The organism is Duganella sp. S19_KUP01_CR8, assembly GCF_036688705.1.
GTDB lineage: Bacteria > Pseudomonadota > Gammaproteobacteria > Burkholderiales > Burkholderiaceae_D > Rugamonas.
Genome location: NZ_JAQQPR010000028.1, coordinates 73,037 through 90,138 on the forward strand (window position 1 = coordinate 73,037; position 17,102 = coordinate 90,138).

Genomic DNA, 17,102 nt, shown 5'->3' on the forward strand with positions numbered 1-17,102 from the left:
CATCGAATCTACACACTTTATCACCGCGGATGCCGCGCACCTATGACGTCCGCCACGTGATTTATTTTCACTTCACCGCCAGCCGTTCCATCTCGCGCTGCATGTTGTCGATGGCGCGCTCGTTGTACTGATCGGCAAAATAGTCGTTGCCGAACAACTGGCCCGCATCGGCCTTGCGGCACAAATGGGCCAGCGCGCCGCCGCGCTGTTCGCGGTATTTGGGGTCCGGCAGGTGGATGTATTCCTGGCGGATGGCGCGCGCATAGTTCTGGTAGACCTCATCGTCCTGCCCGAGGATGGCCAGGTCGACGCTGAGCAAAGTGTCCTTCAGGCGGTGGCTGATCGAGGCTTCCTGGAAATGATCGGTGGCGCGTATCAGTTCGGCGGCGTCGCCCATCTCCTGCCCCAGGTGGCTGCCCAGCCAGAGCTGGGCACTGGCTTCCTCATTGGTCAGCGCGCCCGGCTCGCCGCTGTGGCCGTACTCGGCGTCATGGAACCAGAAGGCTTGCTTGACGATGTCGACGTCGGCCGGATCGGGCCGGGTATTGGCGGCCCACACGCGGATCTCGCACAGGCCGTGCACCAGGTGGTCGAGGTTGTGATAGTGGCGCGCCGGGCCGCCGTAGGCCGTGGCCCCGGTCAGCTGCACGAACCACTGGTCGGCGTGGGCGATGGCGGTGGCGTCGCGGTGCTCGTAGTCCCACAGCGTTTCCCACTCCTTGCGCAGCCAGCTCAGCACCCAGGCGTGGTAGGCCGGGCCGGGCACGAACTTCTTCATGATCCAGTTCCAGCCGATCGGCCCTTCCAGCGCCTTGACGAAGCTGGAGCTGACCGACCCGAGGTCGCGCGGCGGCATGACGAAGATGGTCTTGGCGCCTTGCAGCACGTCGACGTTGGTTTGCTGGATCAGGTTTTCGTAGTCAAAATCGGCGGTGGTGCGGATGCCGCGTATCAGGCAATGCACGCCCTGCTTCTTGGCGGCGCGCGCCGTGTAGTCGCCCTTGACGATGACCACCTGCACATTGTCCCAGCCCTGCTCGGCACAGCTGAGTGCGATGATGCTTTTGCGCTCCTCGGCCGAGAACTTGGGCTTCTTGGCCGGATTTTCAGACAGGAAGACCACCACCTCGTCCGCCAGCGAACGGGCTTCGTTCATCACCCACATGTGACCGTTGGTGATCGGGTCCAGGGTGCCCGAAAAGCCGATTTTCTTCATACGCCACTCCAACGCCATGTCAAAGTAGCATTTTAGACTGGAGCGGCCCTTGCAGTCTCAGGAAAATCGACTTTGATCAGCAGCCCGCCCAGGCGTTCGGACTCGCCCAGGGTCAGCGCGGCGCCGTGGCGTTCGGCAATCGACTTGATGATCGCCAGCCCCAGCCCGCTGCCGCCGGCCTGGCTGCCCGGCACGCGGTAGAAGCGGCCGAACACCCGCTCGCGCTCTTCCAGCGGGATGCCGGGGCCGGAATCCTCGACCGTAAGGATGACGCGGCCCGGCGCGGCTTTTGTGGCGCCGGCGCTACGCCGCAGCTCGATATCGACGGTGCCGCCGGCCGGCGTGTACTTGGTGGCGTTGTCGATCAGGTTGCGCAGCAGGATGATCAGCGCATCCGGCTGGCCGTCGACCGAGGCCTGGTCCGCGTGGTGCAGGCCGAGGTCGATCTGGCGCGATTGCGCCAGCCCGGCCATGTCGCCCAGCGAACGCTTGACCAGCTCGGTGAGATCGACCGGCTCCAGCTTGACGTCGTTGACCGAGCCTTCCTGCCGCGCCAGCACCAGCAGCTGCTCCACCAGCCGCGTGGCGCGTTCGATGCCGGCCGTGACGCGACCGATGGCGACGCTGCGCGCCGCCTCGTCCTGCGCGCGTTCCAGGCTCAGCACCTGCAATTTGAGCGCCGCCAGCGGCGAGCGCAGTTCGTGCGCGGCGTCGGCGACGAAGTGCTGCTGGGCGTCGAAGGCGGTGCGCACGCGGCCGAACAGCAGGTTCAGCTCGTGCACCAGCGGCAGCACTTCATCGGGCAAATCGTTTTCGGAGACCGGCGACAGATCGTCCGCCTGGCGCGCCGCCACCTGCCGCTTGACGCGCGACACCGGCGCCAGCGAGCCGCTGACCACCCACCACACCACCAGCATCAGCACCGGCGCCATGACGGCGATCGGACCGACCGTGCGCAACGCCAGCGTACCGGCCATGCGCTGGCGCACCGCCATGTCCTGCGCCACCTGCACGGTCTGGTTGCTGGTCTGCACCGAGAAAATCCTGTACGTGGTCTTGTTGACCTTGACCGTGTCGAAGCCCAGCACGGCGCGCTGCGGCAGCGCCGCGCGCGACAGCGAACGGAACACTTGCGCGCCGTCCGGCGTCCACACCTGCACCACCAGGTCGTCGTTCTCGGGATCGGCCGCCGTGTCGGCGGCCTTGTTGGTCAGCGTGGCGCTGGAACGCAGCGACATCGCCATTTGCTGCATGTGATAGTCGAAGATCTGGTCGGCGTCGCTCAGCGCGCTGCGGTAGGCGATCATCGCCTGTGCAATGGCCGCCATCGTGATGGCGGCCAGCAGGAACCACAGCAAACGTCCACGCAGCGAGTGCGTTACCACGGGCACTCGCGGCAGCGACGGCATCGACGGCATCGACGGCATCTTCACTTTCATAGCTTGGGCACCATGTATCCCAGGCCGCGCACGTTCTGGATCAGTTCCGCACCGAGTTTCTTGCGCAGGCCGTGGATGTAGACTTCGACCGCGTTGCTGTTGACTTCATCCTTCCAGCTGTACAGTTTTTCTTCCAGCTGATGCCGCGACAGCACGATGCCGGGCCGCGCGATCAGCGCTTCCAGCACCGCCCATTCGCGCGCCGACAGGCTGACTGCCTTGCCGTCGGCCAGCACTTCGCGGGTTTGCGGATTGACGCTGACGCCGCCGTGTTCGAAGATCGGCTCGGCGCGGCCGGCCGAACGGCGCAGCAAGGCGCGGATGCGCGCCAGCAGCTCGTCGAGGTCGTAGGGTTTGAGGACATAATCGTCGGCGCCGGCGTCGAGGCCGGCGATGCGCTGTTCCTTGGCGTCGCGCGCGGTGGCCACCAGCACCGGCGTCAGCTCTTTGCGCGCGCGCATCGAGCGCAGCACTTCAAGGCCGTCCTTGCGCGGCAGGCCCAGGTCCAGCAGCACCAAATCATAGGTCTGGGTTTGCAGCGCGGTGTCGGCCATCGCGCCATCCTTGACCCAGTCGACCGCGTAGTGCTCGGCCCTCAGCAGGTCGAGCACTACCTCGCCGATCATCGTATCGTCTTCCACCAGCAGAAGTCGCATATTGTTTCCTTTCTGTTTTTGTGTTGCGTTCTGCCGATCCGACTTATCCGAGTCGCACCGGTATGAAGATTTTATCGTCGCCGCGCTGTATCAGCAATGCCACCGACTTGCCGGACTTGTCGACCACTTCGCGCACCTGGTCCACCGTGTTGACCGGACGGCCGTTCACCGACAGCAGCACATCGCCCGGCTGCACGCCGGCATCGGCCGCCGCGCCGCGCGCATCCTCGATCAGCAAGCCGTTGGCGATGCCGGACTGGCGCTTCTCCATGCTTTCCAGCGGACGCAGCGACAAGCCCAGCTTCAGCTTGGCGCTGGCCTGCCCACCGCGCTCGCCGTCGGCTGCCGCCGCGACTTTGTCGTTGGCATTACCCAGCGTGGCGCTCAATTGTACCGGCTTGCCCTGGCGCCAGACTTCCATCGTCACTTTATCACCCGGCGTGGCCAGGCCGACGATGGCCGGCAAATCACCCGAGCTGACGATCTTGTTGCCGTTGAGGGTGCGGATCACGTCACCCAACTTCAGGCCGGCCTTGTCGCCGGGGCCACCCTTCTCGACGTTGGACACCAGCGCGCCTTCCGGCGTGGCCAGGTTGAACGAGTCGGCAAAGCCCTGGTTGATCTCCTGCACCGTCACGCCCAGCTTGGCGTGGGTAACCTTGCCGGTCGAGACGATCTGGTCCTTGATCTTGCCGGCCACGTCGATCGGGATCGCGAACGACAGGCCCTGGTAGCCGCCGGTCTGGCTGTAGATCTGCGAGTTGATGCCGACCACTTCGCCGCGCGTGTTGAACAGCGGACCGCCCGAGTTGCCGGGGTTGACGGCGACATCGGTCTGGATGAACGGCACGTTCCCGTCCGGCAGCGAACGGCCCTTGGCGCTGACCACGCCGGCGGTGACGGTGTTGTCGAGGCCGTATGGCGAGCCGATCGCCAGCACCCATTCGCCCACCTTCAGGTCGTTACCCTTGGCCAGCGGAACGACAGGCAGGTTCTTGGCGTCGATCTTCAGCACGGCGACGTCGCTTTTCGGATCCGAGCCCAGCACCTTGGCGCGGAACTCGCGGCGGTCGGTCAGCTTGACCACCACTTCGCTGGCGTCGCGCACCACGTGGGCGTTGGTCAGGATGATGCCGTCGGCGCTGATGATGAAGCCGGAGCCGAGGCCGTGGGTCGGCACGCTACGCTGGCCGCCGCGCTGCTGCGGGCCCTGGAAGCGGCGGAAGAATTCGTAGAACGGATCGTCGGCAAACGGATCGGCTCGGCCGGTCTGCTCGGCGCCGTCGTAGGCGGTCTTGGTGCTGCCGGTGACGCTGATGTTGACCACCGCCGGGCCGTTATGGGCGGCGATGACGCTGAAGTCGGGCAGCGCCATCATCGGCGCAGGCACGGCGACTGGTGCGGCCTGGACCGGTGCTGCGGCTTGCAGCACAACTGGGGCGGCGGCAACGGCATTGCCTTGTTTGACGGCGACGGCGCCGCCGACGCCTATCACGCCCAACACTGCCACGGCGAGGGCTGCACGTTTGAGAGTAGATTCGGACATAGCTGCACTCCTGAATTGACTGAGGTTTGTAGATGTATCCAATATGAGGGTAAAAACTTAGACCCGTCTTAACAATACAATTGCTTACAACCAAGACGGGGGAACGCAAAACTGGCCGGATATACCGGCCAGTTCTGGTTTGTCGTTCCCGCGCAGGCGGGAACCCATAGAACGCTGGCTTAGCCGGCTCAGTATGGATTCCCGCCTGCGCGGGAATGACGCATTAGCGGATCAGGCGGCCTGGCGCTGCTCCAGGGCGGTGACCTTGTCGCTGCCGTCAATGACGATCTTGCGTGGTTTCAGCGCTTCAGGCACTTCACGCACCAGTTCGATGTTCAGCATGCCGTTGTCGAAAGTGGCACCGGTCACTTTGACGTGGTTGGCCAGCTGGAAGCGCTGCTCGAAATCGCGGGCGGCGATGCCGCGGTGCAGATAGGTGCGCTCGGTGGCGTCCTTCTGCTTGCGGCCGACGATGTGCAGCGAATCGCGTTCGAAGGTGATGTCGATTTCCGAACGGTCGAAGCCGGCCAGCGCCATCACGATGCGGTATTGGTCGTCCGATACCAGCTCGATGTTGTACGGTGGGTAGCTCGGGGTGGCGTCGCCGCGCTGGGCGTCGTTCAGCAGTTGTGCCAGACGATCAAAGCCGATGGCGGAACGATACAGTGGGGTCAGGTCAAAAGTACGCATGGTGAATATCCTTTTCAAGTTAAGCGATATGGGCGGGGAAGATTCCCCTCCGTGGTCCCCATCTGGGCAACCACTGAGTCCGATATAGGATGGTTTTCCGGCCTTTCAAGGCCTTGAAAAACGGCCACAAGATCCCCAGAGCCGCAAAATTTTTAAAAATATTTTCGCTGCACCGCGCCACGCTTTTTCCAGCTTTTTGCCAGATTTGCAAGTTGCCTGCGTGCTACACTCGCCTTCTTGTCCAACCTCGTTATCGACCACATGTCCATGTCCCGTGCCGCCCTCGCCGTCCTGTTGGCTACCGCCTTCAGCGCCCAGGCAGAAGCCATCTCCGAACAGCCTTACCCAGGCACCATCGTCTTGAAAGTGGACGCCACCAACACGGCGCAGCAAATCTTCCGCGTGCGCGAGAGCATCCCCGCCAAGCCGGGCAAGCTGACCCTGCTCTATCCGCAGTGGATACCGGCCAACCACGGTCCCAGCGGCGCGCTGAACCAGTTCGCCGGTCTCAAGGTCAGCGCCAACGGCAAGCCGCTGGACTGGAAGCGCGACACGGTCAACGTCTACGCCTTCCACATCGAGGTGCCGAAAGATGCGTCGTCGGTGGACGTGGAGTTCCAGTACCTGTCGCCGACCGAGGCCAACCAGGGCCGCACCACGATGACCAACGATATCGTCGGCGTGCAATGGCAATCGCTGACCCTGTACCCGGCCGGCTACAACAGCCGCCGCATCACCATGCAACCCAACCTGACGGTGCCGGCCGGCTGGCAGTACGGCACCGCGCTGGAAACGGCCGCGCGCACCGGCGACGAGATCGCCTTCAAGCCGCTGGACCTGGAAGCGATGATGGATTCGCCGCTGTTCGCCGGCCGCTACTTCCGCCGCATCGACCTCGACCCGGGCGCGAAAGTGCCGGTGCACCTGAACGTCGTGGCCGACTCGGCCGAGCAACTGGAAGCGACGCCGGAACAGATCGCCCCGCACCGCGCGATGGTGCAGCAGGCCTACAAGCTGTTCAACTCGCAGCACTACCAGCACTACGATTTCCTGTTCGCCATCAGCGACGAGTTCGGCGGCATCGGCCGCGAACATCACCAGTCGAGCGAGAACGGCGTCAAGCTGGGCTACTTTGCCGAGTGGGCCAAGCACGAGGCGCGGCGCGAACTGCTGCCGCATGAATTCACCCACTCGTGGAACGGCAAGTTCCGCCGCCCGGCCGACCAGAACGTCCCCAACTTCAACACGCCGCTGCAGAACACGCTGCTGTGGGTGTACGAAGGCCAGACCCAGTACTGGGGCGCGGTGATCGCCGCCCGTTCCGGCCTGATCAAGCAAGAGCACACGCGCGACCTGCTGGCCGCCACCGCCGCCCGCTACGACAACACCAAGGGCCGCGAATGGCGCGCGGTGCAGGACACCACCAACGATCCGATTGTCAACGCCCGCCGTCCGCAAGGCTGGAACAACTGGCAGCGCGCCGAGGATTACTATTCGGAAGGCGAGCTGATCTGGCTAGACGCCGACACGCTGATCCGCGAAAAATCCGGCGACAAGCGCTCGCTCAACGACTTTGCCCGCAACTTCTTCGGCGTCGACGACGGCGTCAACGTCGCCAAGCACTACACCTTCGACGACGTGGTGAAGGCGCTCAACGCGATCCAGCCTTACGACTGGGCCAGCTTCCTGCGCACCCGCCTGGACGGCCACGGCCCCGGCGCGCCACTGGACGGCCTGACGCGCGCCGGCTGGAAACTGGTCTACACCGAAAAACCGACCGACTTCCTCAAAGCCCAGGAAGAGCAAAACAAATCGGCCAACTTCCAGTACTCGCTGGGCTTCTCGGTCGGTACGGATGGCAAGCTGGAAGCCTTCCAATGGGAAGGCGTGGGCTTCAAGGCGGGCCTGTCGGGCGGCGGCACGCTGCTGGCCGTCAACGGCCGCGCCTACAAGGCCGAGGTGCTGCGCGCCGCCGTCACCGCCGCCAAGACCGGCAAGGAGCCTATCAACTTGCTGGTCAAAAAAGGCAGTTTGTACCAGACCTATGCGCTCGATTATCACGGCGGCCTGAAGTATCCGCGCCTTGAGCGCATCGAGGGTACGCCGGACCGCCTTGATGCAATTCTGCAACCATTGAAGTAATTATCATCCTGGAGGGAGCCGGCGAATTGTGCCGGCTCGCCACCGGGTTATACTGGTGCCATGCCCGATCGGACCGACACCCATCCTCCACCGCGCACCGAGCTAGACGAGCTGCGCGTGTCAGACCGCATATTCCATGCACTGCTCGACAACGCGCCCATCCTGATTTCGACTAAGGATTTGCAAGGCACGGTGACGATGGCCAACCGCCATTTCGACATCCTCGACGGCTACAATCCTGCCACCTTCGTCGGTTCCAATGTCTTCGAACTGTTTCCGCGCGAGATAGCCGAACAGCTGTGGCGCAACGACCGCATCGCCGCGCTGGAACAGCGCGCCATCCAGGAAGAAGAATCGGTCTACCACCGCGACAAGACGCTGCACACCTATATGACCGTGAAGTTCCCGCTGTTCGATAACGACGGCCAGGTCTACGCCACCTGCGCCGTCTCCACCGACATCACGGAAGCCAAGTCCGCTCAGGCCGACAGCGTGACCGACGAGCTGACCGGACTGAAGAACCGGCGCTACTTCAACATCCGCTTCAACGAAGAACAGAAGCGCGCGCGCCGCGACCAGCGCCTGCTGACCCTGCTGCTGATCGACGTCGACCGCTTCAAGGAATACAACGACAGCTACGGCCATCCGCAAGGCGACCAGGTGCTGAAGGCGGTGGCCGACGCCATGCGCCAGGCGCTGAGCCGTCCGGGCGACCTGAGCTTTCGGATTGGCGGCGACGAGTTCGCCTGCCTGTTCGCCAGCAACAGCGCCGACGAGAGCGAGGCGCTGGCCGAACAGATCCGCGCCGACCTGGAGGCCCGCCTGATCCCGCACCAGGGCAACCCGCCCTGCGGCCACGTGACGCTGTCGCTGGGGCTGGCCTTCGTCGCGCCGGACGCGATGCTGACCCAGGGAGACATCTACGAACAGGCCGACCAGGCCCTGTACCGGGCCAAGCACAATGGCCGCAACACGGTGTCGCGCTAGCCCGTCATTGTTCAGGATATCGAAACACCGTAGTCAGCTTTTGCCGCTTTATCTCGTCCCTTGAAAGGCCTACAGTGCAGGCACTTAACAATCAAGGAACACGATGATTACGCTGCACACCTGGACCACCCCGAACGGCCGCAAGATTTCCATCATGCTGGAAGAGCTGGGCATCCCCTACGAGATCAAGACCGTCAACATCACCCAGGGCGAACAACTAAAGCCCGAATTCCTGGCGATCGCCCCCAACAACAAGATCCCGGCTATCGTCGACACCGACGCCGACGGCGCAACCGTCAGCGTGTTTGAAAGCGGCGCCATCCTGACCTACCTGGCGGAGAAAACCGGCAAGCTGCTGCCGGCCGCCGGCGCGGCGCGCTACAAGGTGCTGGAATGGCTGAACTGGCAGATCGGCGGCCTCGGCCCGATCCTGGGCCAGGTCGGCTTCTTCGAGGTGTTTTCGAAAGAGAAATCGGCGCTGGCCAGCCAGCGCTTCATCGACGAAGCGGACCGCCTGCTGGGCGTGATGGACCGTCAACTGGCCCAGCATACCTACCTGGCCGGCGAAGACTACAGCATCGCCGACATCGCCAGCTATCCGTGGACCTTCGGCCTGACCCTGATGCTGAAGCCGGCGCTGGGCGACAAGCTGGCCAGCAAACCCCATCTGCAACGCTGGATGGCGTTGATGGCCGAACGTCCGGCGGTGCAGCGCGGCATGGCCTTGCCGAAGCTGGGTTAACACGGGCGTAGCCTTGGCGTTTTGCTGTTTTGGTGTATGCTAATCGCTATGAACAAAGACACCGACATCCAACTCAGCGGCCCCTTCAAGGCCTCCGACGGCTCCGGCCGTGCCCACGACGCCAAGGCGATCCGTATCTTCGACGAAGGTTACGGCGCGATCGACGTGTATGTGGACTTTTCTGCCTCGATCAGCGGCCTGCACAAGGACAAATCGCTGATCGACGCCGTGGTCGCGCAGCTGCGCACCGTTGGCTACAAGGGCCCTGCCCTGACCGCCGGCGATTCCGTGCTCCAGGAAAGCAAACTGCTGGTGCTGGAAGCGCCGGACGAATTCAACACCTTCGCCGCCGGCAAGGGCTGGAAAGACCTCGCCGAAGAATTCGACGACGAGTAATCTTCTTTTTGAAGCGGGCTCTTAGTTGAAGAGCTTCTTCAACGCGTCCTTCACATCAATCTTGATTTTCTTCGGCTGCTGCTCGCCCGCCTGCGCGGCAGCCGGCTGCTGCGGGTCGTTGGCATTGTCCGCCGCCGCCACCAGCCACTGCGGCTGCTTGGCCGCCGCCAGCTTGGGCATGCCGTCGCTGCCGAAGTTCTTCTTCATGTACGGCAAGTCCATATCGGGCTTGTTCTGTAATACGGTACCGTCTTCGCGCAGAATGGTTGGCGTGCCGCCGACGCGGCTGCCCACCGCCGCCAGCACCTGCTCCAGATGGCGCGCCGATTGCTCGGCGTTTTTCGGATCGAATTCGCAGGTGCGACCCGGCGCCGCATCCAACGTGTTCCAGTATTTCTTCCATGCCGCGGTGCTGTTGTCGGCGCACCAGATGCGCGACACAGTCTGCCACTTCGCGGCACCGGCATTGATATCCTGCAGCGACATCGGCACGACGTAGAACGTGGTGTTCACGCCGCTGCCTTTTTTCAGCAAGTCCTGCTCGAAGCGCTGGCAGAAGCCGCAATCCACCGCCGAGAACAGCACCATCTTGCGACCGCCGCCGTCGCCGTAGCTGACCTTGATCAGCTTATCGTAGTCGATGGCCGCGATCACTTCCTGCTGCAAATCGTTCATTTCCTCTTTGGTCATCTTGCGTGGCGGGGTGCTGGTGGTGCTCAGTACCTGGAAGCCATTGACGTCGCCGTAGATCGTACCGGCTTCGTTGATGAGGCCGACGAATGCGCCCTTATTGTCGTTCAACACGTACATGCCGCGCACCAGCGTCGGTATGGCGCGGCTATTGTTTTCCGTGATGCCCAGGCTGCGGTTGGCGCGCGCCATATTGGCCAGCAGGTTATGGGTCGCGCTGCGGCCATCCGCTTGCGCCGGCGGCGCCAGCATCGCGCCGGCCATGCCCACGACCGCGCCCAGTGCGCGCCATTGCCTGAAGCTCTGTTTGAATACGTTCATCGCTAACCTCTCCTGATTTGCCGGCGCAGCCAGGCATTAAACAAAAGAAAATATTATATAACAACGTTGTTCAGATATAGCGATCGCTCCAGGCCGCGATCAGGTTGGCCACGTAGACGGCATCGTCGCGATCGGTCAGCAGATGGTCCGCGCTGTCGAGCGAAATGAAGCTTTTCGGATGCTTGGCGGCGGTGAAAATTTCCATCGCGTTGCTGATGCCCACCGTATCGTCGCCCGGCGCGTGCATCACCAGCAAGGCCCGCTTCAGGCCCGCGATCTTCAGCTTCAAATTGTGCCCGCCCGCATCCTCGACAAATTGCTGCTTGATGCGAAACGGCCGGCCCGCCAGTTGCACCTGCGCCTCGCCCTCGCTGGCGATCTCGTCCAGATGCTGGCTGAACATGCCGGTCACGCGCACCGGATCGCTGGGTGCGGCCAGTGTCACCACACCCTTGGCCTCCGGCACTTGCCCGGCCATCGCCAGCACCGCCGCACCGCCGAGGCTGTGGCCGATCAGCAGGCTGGGCGCCTTGTGGCTGGCGCGCAGGTACGCGGCCGCCGCCAGCAAGTCCGCCAGGTTGGACGAGAAATTGGTATTGGCGAATTCTCCCTCGCTGGCGCCCAGGCCGGTGAAGTCGAAACGCAGCACGGCAAAGCCATGCTCGGTCAGCGCCTGCGCGATGCGGCTGGCGGCAAACACGTCCTTGCCGCAGGTGAAGCAATGGGCAAACAAGGCGTAGGCCCGGATGTCGCCGTCCGGCACATCCAGCCGGGCCGCCAGCTTCTGGCCGTCGGCGCCGAGGAATTCCTGTCGTTGTGATCGCATGCGCTGTCCCGTTGTTGATGCCAGACGCTATTTAACCAAACAAACCGTGCAGATACCAGCGCGCCGACTGCTCACCCTCGTGGCCGGTGCGCTCGCGGTACAGCCAGTAGTGGGCGAAGTCCTCGCCTTCGGCCATGAAATAGTCGCGGGTTTGCATGGCGCCCCACCAGCCGGCCTCGATGCGCTCGCCGGTGGACATGATCTTCAGCGGCGAGCCGTAGAACGGCCGGTGGTCGCGCATCAGCAAGGGGATCGGCTTGGCCAGCAACCAGGCCGGACGCGGCAGGCCGGGCATGTCCGGCGGCAGCTGGGCGCGGGCGTCGGCGGGCCGGATTTTTTCCTGCACGCTGACCCAGGCGTTGGCCTGCTCGGGGCGGTAATCGGCACGCGGCGCCGCTTGCAGCACGTTGTCCGGCCCCAGCCGCGCGGTCAACAATTCCAGCAGGCGCTGCCAGTCCTCCTTGCTGCCGCCCGGCTCGGGGAACAATGAATCGCTGGGCGGCGCCATCGGCTGCACCTGCGGCGCCTCCAGGCACAGGCCGATCACCGGCGCATCCAGCACCTGCTTGGCCAGCCGCTCCTTGAGCAGGCGCACCAGGTGCTCGTCGCGCCAGGTCGGCTCGGCCAGCACGATGTCGATCACCGTCGGAGGACCGGCCACCTTGCCGCGTTCATGCTCCAGCAACAGCCGGATGCGCTCGACCGCGAACTGTCGCGCACTGAGCCAGCCGGTCAGCTGCTGCAACAAGCGGCGCGCGCCGAACAGCAGCGCTTCGGCGTTCTCCACGCGGTCGAACAATTCCAGCTTGGCGCTGAAGCTAGCCGGCGCTTCCAGCCAGCGATGCATCTCGGCGCGTTCGCCGTAGGCATCGTCCAACATATCCAACAAGGCCCGGCCGCAGCGGCGCTGCAAGCCGGGACGCGGTAGGCGGCGCATCTCGCCCAGCGTCAAGCACCCTATGCCTTCGAACCAGCTCAGGTAGGGCCGAGCCGGAGGCAGCAGGCTGCTGGGCAAGCGGTCCATGCGCCGCACTAACGCGTCCATCGTCAAGGCCCGTCCGGCATCGCTGCGGGCCAGCAGCCAGGCGCCGCGCGCGGTGGGCGCGCAGCTGAGCGTGGCCGTAAAACCAAGCGCCTCCATGCTGGCCGACACCTGCCGGCACAGCGCGCGGATACCGCCGAACAGGCGCAGGCTGGCGCCGACATCGAGCAGCAGCGTGGCCTCCTCCGCTTGCGCCAGCTGCGGCGTAAATTGCAGCAGCGCCATCGCCACCGCCTGTTGCGCGTCCACCTCGCGCTGCGGTGCGCGCTGCTGGAACTGCGACTGCGGTGCCAGCATCAGCGCGCCGCCGCGCCGCATGCCGACGTCGACGCCGGCCTGCCGCGCCAGCGCCGACATGGCCACTACCCGCTCCTGCTCCAGCACCACGGTGCAGCCGTCATCCGACCAGCGCGGGCAGAATACTTCGAGCGGGAGCCGTGGCAGGTGTAGTCCGATCCAGAGGCGCATGGCGTTGTAAGAGCGATGGGGTTAATGGCAAAAATAATGGGGTGTCGCGCTGCGGTCCTCGTCGTTTGACAAAGCCGATGTTGATGCCGCCCGGCGCCGTGTGCAGCGACAGCCGCAGCGGCGCCGGCGAGGCATCCTGCGCGGCAGCCAGCGGCCGCAGCATGCAGAACAGCGTGTCCCCGCTTTGCGCCGCCAGATGCAGGCGGCGCAGCGTTTCGCCGCGCGCATGGTTTTGCCACAACAGCAGCGCGCCGCAACAGCCGCTGCGCAGCACTTGTTCGGCGGCCCACAAGGCGTCGCCGCTCTTGGCGCCGCTGCGTATCCAGATCAGCTGCGATGGCTCCAGCCCCAGGGCCGCCAGCGCCAGCGCTTGCGGCGCATGCGGCGGTTGCAGCAGCACGATGGGCCGCTTGCCCAGGCCCAGCAAGGCCGGCCGCAGCAGGCGCAACTCGCCGATGCCGTGCTGCTGCACCAGCAGGTCGGTCAGCACGCCCAGCGGCCAGCCGCCGCCCGGCAACTGCGCCGACAAGGCGGCAAAGCCGGTGTCGACGCAGCGCGTGGCGCTGTGCGCCAGTTGCGACGCCAGCCATAACGCCGGATGGACGGCTTCGGGCGCGAGGGTGGCGGAAGGGGTGGCGGATCGGTTCATGATATGAAACTGATTTTACCGCAAATACTGTATAAATACACAGTACTATTTGTTGGCGTTTTTGGCAAGGCCAATCTGTATCGTGCACCCCATGCTGTACCATGTAGCTCAGGCAACTTAACAAGGACTTCCTTTGCAAACCATACAATTGGTCGGCGCCATCCTGTTCGGACTGGCGCTGCTGCACACCTTCGCAGCCAAATCCTTCGAGGTGCTGTCGCACCGACATCCACGCCATGCGGGCCTGTTCCATCTGCTGGGCGAAGTGGAAGTGGTGTTCGGCTTCTGGGCCTTTATCCTGATTATCGCCATGGCGCTGCTGAGCGGAGGCGATGCCGCCATCCAGTACGCCGAATCGCGCCAATACACCGAGCCGCTGTTCGTGTTCACCGTGATGGTGGTGGCGGCTTCGCGGCCGGTGCTGGACATCATGGAACGCATGCTGCTGGTGCTGGCCAGGCTGCTGCCGATGCGCGCCGAACTGGCGCTGGTGTGGTTCGGCCTGGCGCTGGTGCCGCTGACCGGTTCCTTGATCACCGAGCCGGCCGCGATGACCTTGGCCGCGCTGATGCTGGCGCCGCTGATTTTCCGCGACGGCATGCCGGAGTGGCTGAAGTACGGCGCGCTGGGCGTCCTGTTCGTCAACGTCTCGATCGGCGGCACGCTGACCGCCTACGCCGCGCCGCCGGTGTTGATGGTGGCCAGCACCTGGCAATGGGACAGCGCTTTCATGGCCACGCATTTCGGCTGGAAGGCGTCCATCGCGGTGCTGATCAACGCGACCGTGATCACTTTCGTGCTGCGCAAACATTTGCGCGCGCCGGCCGCGCCGTCGGCTGACGTCGTGGCCGCGCCGGCCGTGCCGTTGACGGTCACCGCGATCCATCTGGTCTTCCTGGCGGCGGTGGTGGTGCTGGGCCATCACCCGGTGCTGTTCCTCGGCATCTTCATGCTGTTCCTGGGATTCACCCAGGCTTACCAGCGCTACCAGAATCCGCTGATCATCAAGGAGGGCTTGCTGGTCGGCTTCTTCCTGGCCGGGCTGGTGGTGTTGGGCGGCATGCAGCAGTGGTGGTTGCAGCCCATCGTCGAGAGCCTGCCGCCGGTGGCGCTGTTCTTCAGCGCGCTTGGCCTGACGGCGATTACCGACAACGCCGCGCTAACCTATCTCGGTTCGCTGATCCAGGGCATTTCGGCGCAGTCGCAATACATGCTGGTGGCCGGCGCGGTGGCCGGCGGTGGCCTGACGGTGATCGCCAATGCGCCGAATCCGGCCGGCGTATCGCTGTTGCGGCGCGGCTTCCAGGACGAATCGATAGGCGCTATCGGCCTGCTGGCCGGCGCGCTGGCGCCGACGGCCGTGGCTGCGCTGGCTTTTTTGCTGTAGCCACCTCAACCTGGAATTTCAATCCAAGCGCGCGCATGACTTTCAGGATAGTCGCGAAGCTTGGATTGCCATCGGCCGAGAGAGCCTTGTATAAGCTTTCGCGGCCCATTCCAGTTTCGTTGGCAAGCTGCGTCATCCCGTACGCTCTAGCGATATTGCCCAATGCCTTGGCGATGAACGCCACGTCGCCCTCTGCCTCTTCAAGGCAAACCTCGAAGTAGAGAGCCATGTCTTCTTTGGTCTGAAGATACTCGGCACTATCCCATTTTTTCAACTTAAGCTCCACGATGACCTCCTACAGTTGTCGTGCCAGCGCTTGCGCAGTCGCGGTGTCCTTGGCTTGGGACGACTTATCTCCACCAGCCAACAAAATAATCCGCGAAGCACCTCGAAACGTGTAGTACACCCGGTATCCTGGGCCGTAATTGATACGCAGCTCGGAAATACCATCGCCTACAAACTTATGGTCACCCAAGTTACCGTCCTCAGCGCGATCAATGCGTGCCTGAACGTAAGCACGGGCTCTGCGATCTTTCAGGCCATGAAACCATGAGCTAAAAAGTTAAGGCTGAAGGATATCCATATTCTGGAGGGCTCAATCCGATTGTATTCCATGGGATACACCAAAACAAGAACGATGTTATCCCATCAATCGAGATCGAAACGAGCTACTACTAATCAGGTGCGCTGGTGGCGTGAGAAAAATTCCAGCATCATCTTGCTGGCATCCGGTCCGGCCTTGGCGTTGAAGGCCAGGGAGGGATCGCCGCCGCTCCAGGCGTGCTCCAGGTCGGCGATCTGGGCGACGCGCAGCAGCAGTTTTCTTCCTTCGTAAAAATCGTGCAGCTGGTGGGCGTTGTGGCGGCCGCCGCGTCCTTGCGGCTTGTGGGTGGTCTTCGGCGCGGCCGATAGTCGGTTCAACAAGCGGCTTTGGCGCGCCAGCTGGAGCTGGTTGATCGGGCGGACTATCTTGTCGCCCTCACCCTGGATCAAAATCGCAGGCATGCCGGGAAATTGTGGATGGCGCATCATCACCTCGAGCGCGGCGGCCTCGGACCGCGTGGCGGCGCCGTGCTGCATCACGCCCAGCGCGCCGATGGTGTTGTGGCCAGCACCGAACACCGGGGCCGAATGCAGGCCGACGGCGGCAAACAGCTGCGGATGATTCAGCGCGACGATGTTGGCCATGGCGGCGCCGGCCGAAAGGCCGGCGATGTAGATGCGCGAACGGTCGATGGCGTACTGCGACATCACCTTGTTGATCATGCCGACGATGACGGGGACGTCGCCGCCGCCCTCCTGCGTGGCGCGGTCGTACCATTTCCAGCAGCGCTGCGCCTGGACGCTGACCAGTTGCTGCGGATAGAGCACGGCGTAGCCCATCTGCTCGGCCCACTGGTTCATGCGCGTGCCTTGCGCGAATTGGGTCGCGGTCTGCTGGCAGCCGTGCAGCATCACCAGTAGCGGCAAGCCTTTGCGTTGCGTCTCTTCGGGCGGATTGTTTGGCAGGTAGAGCCAGTAGCTCATGCGGCGCGCCGACGTGCCGACGCCTGGCGGTGCGCTGAAGTGTGACGCCAGCCATTTGCCCGGCGATGGCGGCACGTGTATGGCGACCGATGGAACGGCACTGCTGCGTGCCTTGGCGCGCGGCGCGGCGGGCGTGGTGGCGCGCACTCGTGGCGCGACCGGCTTGGCCGGCTTGACGGTGCTCGTGGCCTTGGCGGCCGGCTTGCGTTTTCGTTTGGGCTTGGCGGCTGCGGGGACGGCGAACAGCGCCGTCACCAACTTGCTGACGGACCGGCTCTGCCGCGTCCCTGAGCGGACCAAAGTGCGTAACAAACTGCTGGCTGCTCTCTTCATGGCGACGATCTCCTGTTGCCATAAAGTCTACCCTGAAACCCGCCC

General features: G+C 63.9%; 16 protein-coding genes and 1 pseudogene. 5 read left to right on the forward strand and 12 right to left on the reverse strand.

Annotation, left to right across the window (positions count from 1 at the left end):
- Window positions 1–67: 67 nt before the first annotated feature.
- The 5 genes from coaD to V6M89_RS24160 all read right to left on the reverse strand — a co-directional run bounded on the left by coaD (window position 68) and on the right by V6M89_RS24160 (window position 5,547).
- Window positions 68–1,216 carry a pantetheine-phosphate adenylyltransferase gene (gene coaD, locus V6M89_RS24140; RefSeq protein ID WP_332855583.1) on the reverse strand — a complete coding sequence of 383 codons (1,149 nt, stop codon included), beginning with the start codon at window positions 1,214–1,216 and terminating at the stop codon, window positions 68–70.
- Window positions 1,217–1,248: 32 nt separating this feature from the next.
- Entirely contained in the window at window positions 1,249–2,655 is a 1,407-nt protein-coding gene (locus V6M89_RS24145) for an ATP-binding protein (RefSeq protein ID WP_332855584.1), read from the reverse strand.
- Window positions 2,652–3,311, reverse strand: coding sequence for a response regulator (locus V6M89_RS24150; RefSeq protein ID WP_020701705.1), 660 nt, complete (start codon window positions 3,309–3,311; stop codon window positions 2,652–2,654). The genes V6M89_RS24145 and V6M89_RS24150 overlap by 4 nt, the downstream gene beginning before the upstream one ends.
- Before the next feature lie 43 nt (window positions 3,312–3,354).
- Entirely contained in the window at window positions 3,355–4,857 is a 1,503-nt protein-coding gene (locus tag V6M89_RS24155) for a Do family serine endopeptidase (RefSeq protein WP_332855585.1), read from the reverse strand.
- A gap of 231 nt (window positions 4,858–5,088) precedes the next feature.
- Window positions 5,089–5,547 carry an Hsp20 family protein gene (locus V6M89_RS24160; protein ID WP_332855586.1) on the reverse strand — a complete coding sequence of 153 codons (459 nt, stop codon included), beginning with the start codon at window positions 5,545–5,547 and terminating at the stop codon, window positions 5,089–5,091.
- A gap of 267 nt (window positions 5,548–5,814) precedes the next feature.
- Between V6M89_RS24160 and V6M89_RS24165 the strand changes: the two genes are divergently transcribed.
- The 4 genes from V6M89_RS24165 to V6M89_RS24180 all read left to right on the forward strand — a co-directional run bounded on the left by V6M89_RS24165 (window position 5,815) and on the right by V6M89_RS24180 (window position 9,814).
- Complete coding sequence (locus V6M89_RS24165; protein WP_332855587.1) at window positions 5,815–7,689, forward strand: M61 family metallopeptidase; 1,875 nt, start codon at window positions 5,815–5,817, stop codon at window positions 7,687–7,689.
- A 117-nt stretch (window positions 7,690–7,806) separates the two neighbouring features.
- Complete coding sequence (locus tag V6M89_RS24170; protein ID WP_332855588.1) at window positions 7,807–8,676, forward strand: sensor domain-containing diguanylate cyclase; 870 nt, start codon at window positions 7,807–7,809, stop codon at window positions 8,674–8,676.
- Window positions 8,677–8,779: 103 nt separating this feature from the next.
- Window positions 8,780–9,418, forward strand: coding sequence for a glutathione S-transferase family protein (locus tag V6M89_RS24175; protein ID WP_332855589.1), 639 nt, complete (start codon window positions 8,780–8,782; stop codon window positions 9,416–9,418).
- 48 nt (window positions 9,419–9,466) lie between these two features.
- Entirely contained in the window at window positions 9,467–9,814 is a 348-nt protein-coding gene (locus tag V6M89_RS24180) for a hypothetical protein (RefSeq protein ID WP_116990312.1), read from the forward strand.
- Between the two features lie 21 nt (window positions 9,815–9,835).
- On the opposite strand, the gene V6M89_RS24185 is transcribed toward V6M89_RS24180, so the two are convergent.
- The 4 genes from V6M89_RS24185 to imuA all read right to left on the reverse strand — a co-directional run bounded on the left by V6M89_RS24185 (window position 9,836) and on the right by imuA (window position 13,810).
- A complete protein-coding gene (locus V6M89_RS24185; RefSeq protein WP_332855590.1) occupies window positions 9,836–10,825 on the reverse strand; it encodes a thioredoxin fold domain-containing protein in 990 nt (329 codons plus the stop codon).
- Between the two features lie 70 nt (window positions 10,826–10,895).
- On the reverse strand, window positions 10,896–11,651 hold the full coding sequence (locus tag V6M89_RS24190; RefSeq protein ID WP_332855591.1) for an alpha/beta hydrolase family protein: 756 nt from the start codon (window positions 11,649–11,651) through the stop codon (window positions 10,896–10,898).
- A gap of 31 nt (window positions 11,652–11,682) precedes the next feature.
- Window positions 11,683–13,161 (reverse strand): Y-family DNA polymerase, encoded by a 1,479-nt coding sequence (locus V6M89_RS24195; RefSeq protein ID WP_332855592.1) that lies wholly within the window; start codon window positions 13,159–13,161, stop codon window positions 11,683–11,685.
- Window positions 13,091–13,810 carry a translesion DNA synthesis-associated protein ImuA gene (imuA, locus tag V6M89_RS24200; RefSeq protein WP_332855593.1) on the reverse strand — a complete coding sequence of 240 codons (720 nt, stop codon included), beginning with the start codon at window positions 13,808–13,810 and terminating at the stop codon, window positions 13,091–13,093. The genes V6M89_RS24195 and imuA overlap by 71 nt, the downstream gene beginning before the upstream one ends.
- Window positions 13,811–13,943: 133 nt before the next feature.
- Here imuA and V6M89_RS24205 point away from each other — a divergent pair, with 133 nt between their 5' ends.
- Window positions 13,944–15,197, forward strand: a complete 1,254-nt coding sequence (locus V6M89_RS24205; protein WP_332855594.1) for a putative Na+/H+ antiporter — start codon at window positions 13,944–13,946, stop codon at window positions 15,195–15,197.
- Here the strand turns inward: V6M89_RS24205 and V6M89_RS24210 are convergent.
- The 3 genes and pseudogenes from V6M89_RS24210 to V6M89_RS24220 all read right to left on the reverse strand — a co-directional run bounded on the left by V6M89_RS24210 (window position 15,133) and on the right by V6M89_RS24220 (window position 17,057).
- Window positions 15,133–15,486 (reverse strand): addiction module antidote protein, encoded by a 354-nt coding sequence (locus V6M89_RS24210; protein WP_332855607.1) that lies wholly within the window; start codon window positions 15,484–15,486, stop codon window positions 15,133–15,135. The genes V6M89_RS24205 and V6M89_RS24210 overlap by 65 nt on opposite strands.
- Before the next feature lie 6 nt (window positions 15,487–15,492).
- Window positions 15,493–15,744 (reverse strand): annotated as a pseudogene (locus V6M89_RS24215) (type II toxin-antitoxin system RelE/ParE family toxin); the annotation flags it as partial.
- Between the two features lie 131 nt (window positions 15,745–15,875).
- Window positions 15,876–17,057 (reverse strand): extracellular catalytic domain type 1 short-chain-length polyhydroxyalkanoate depolymerase, encoded by a 1,182-nt coding sequence (locus V6M89_RS24220; RefSeq protein ID WP_332855595.1) that lies wholly within the window; start codon window positions 17,055–17,057, stop codon window positions 15,876–15,878.
- Window positions 17,058–17,102 lie beyond the last annotated feature (45 nt).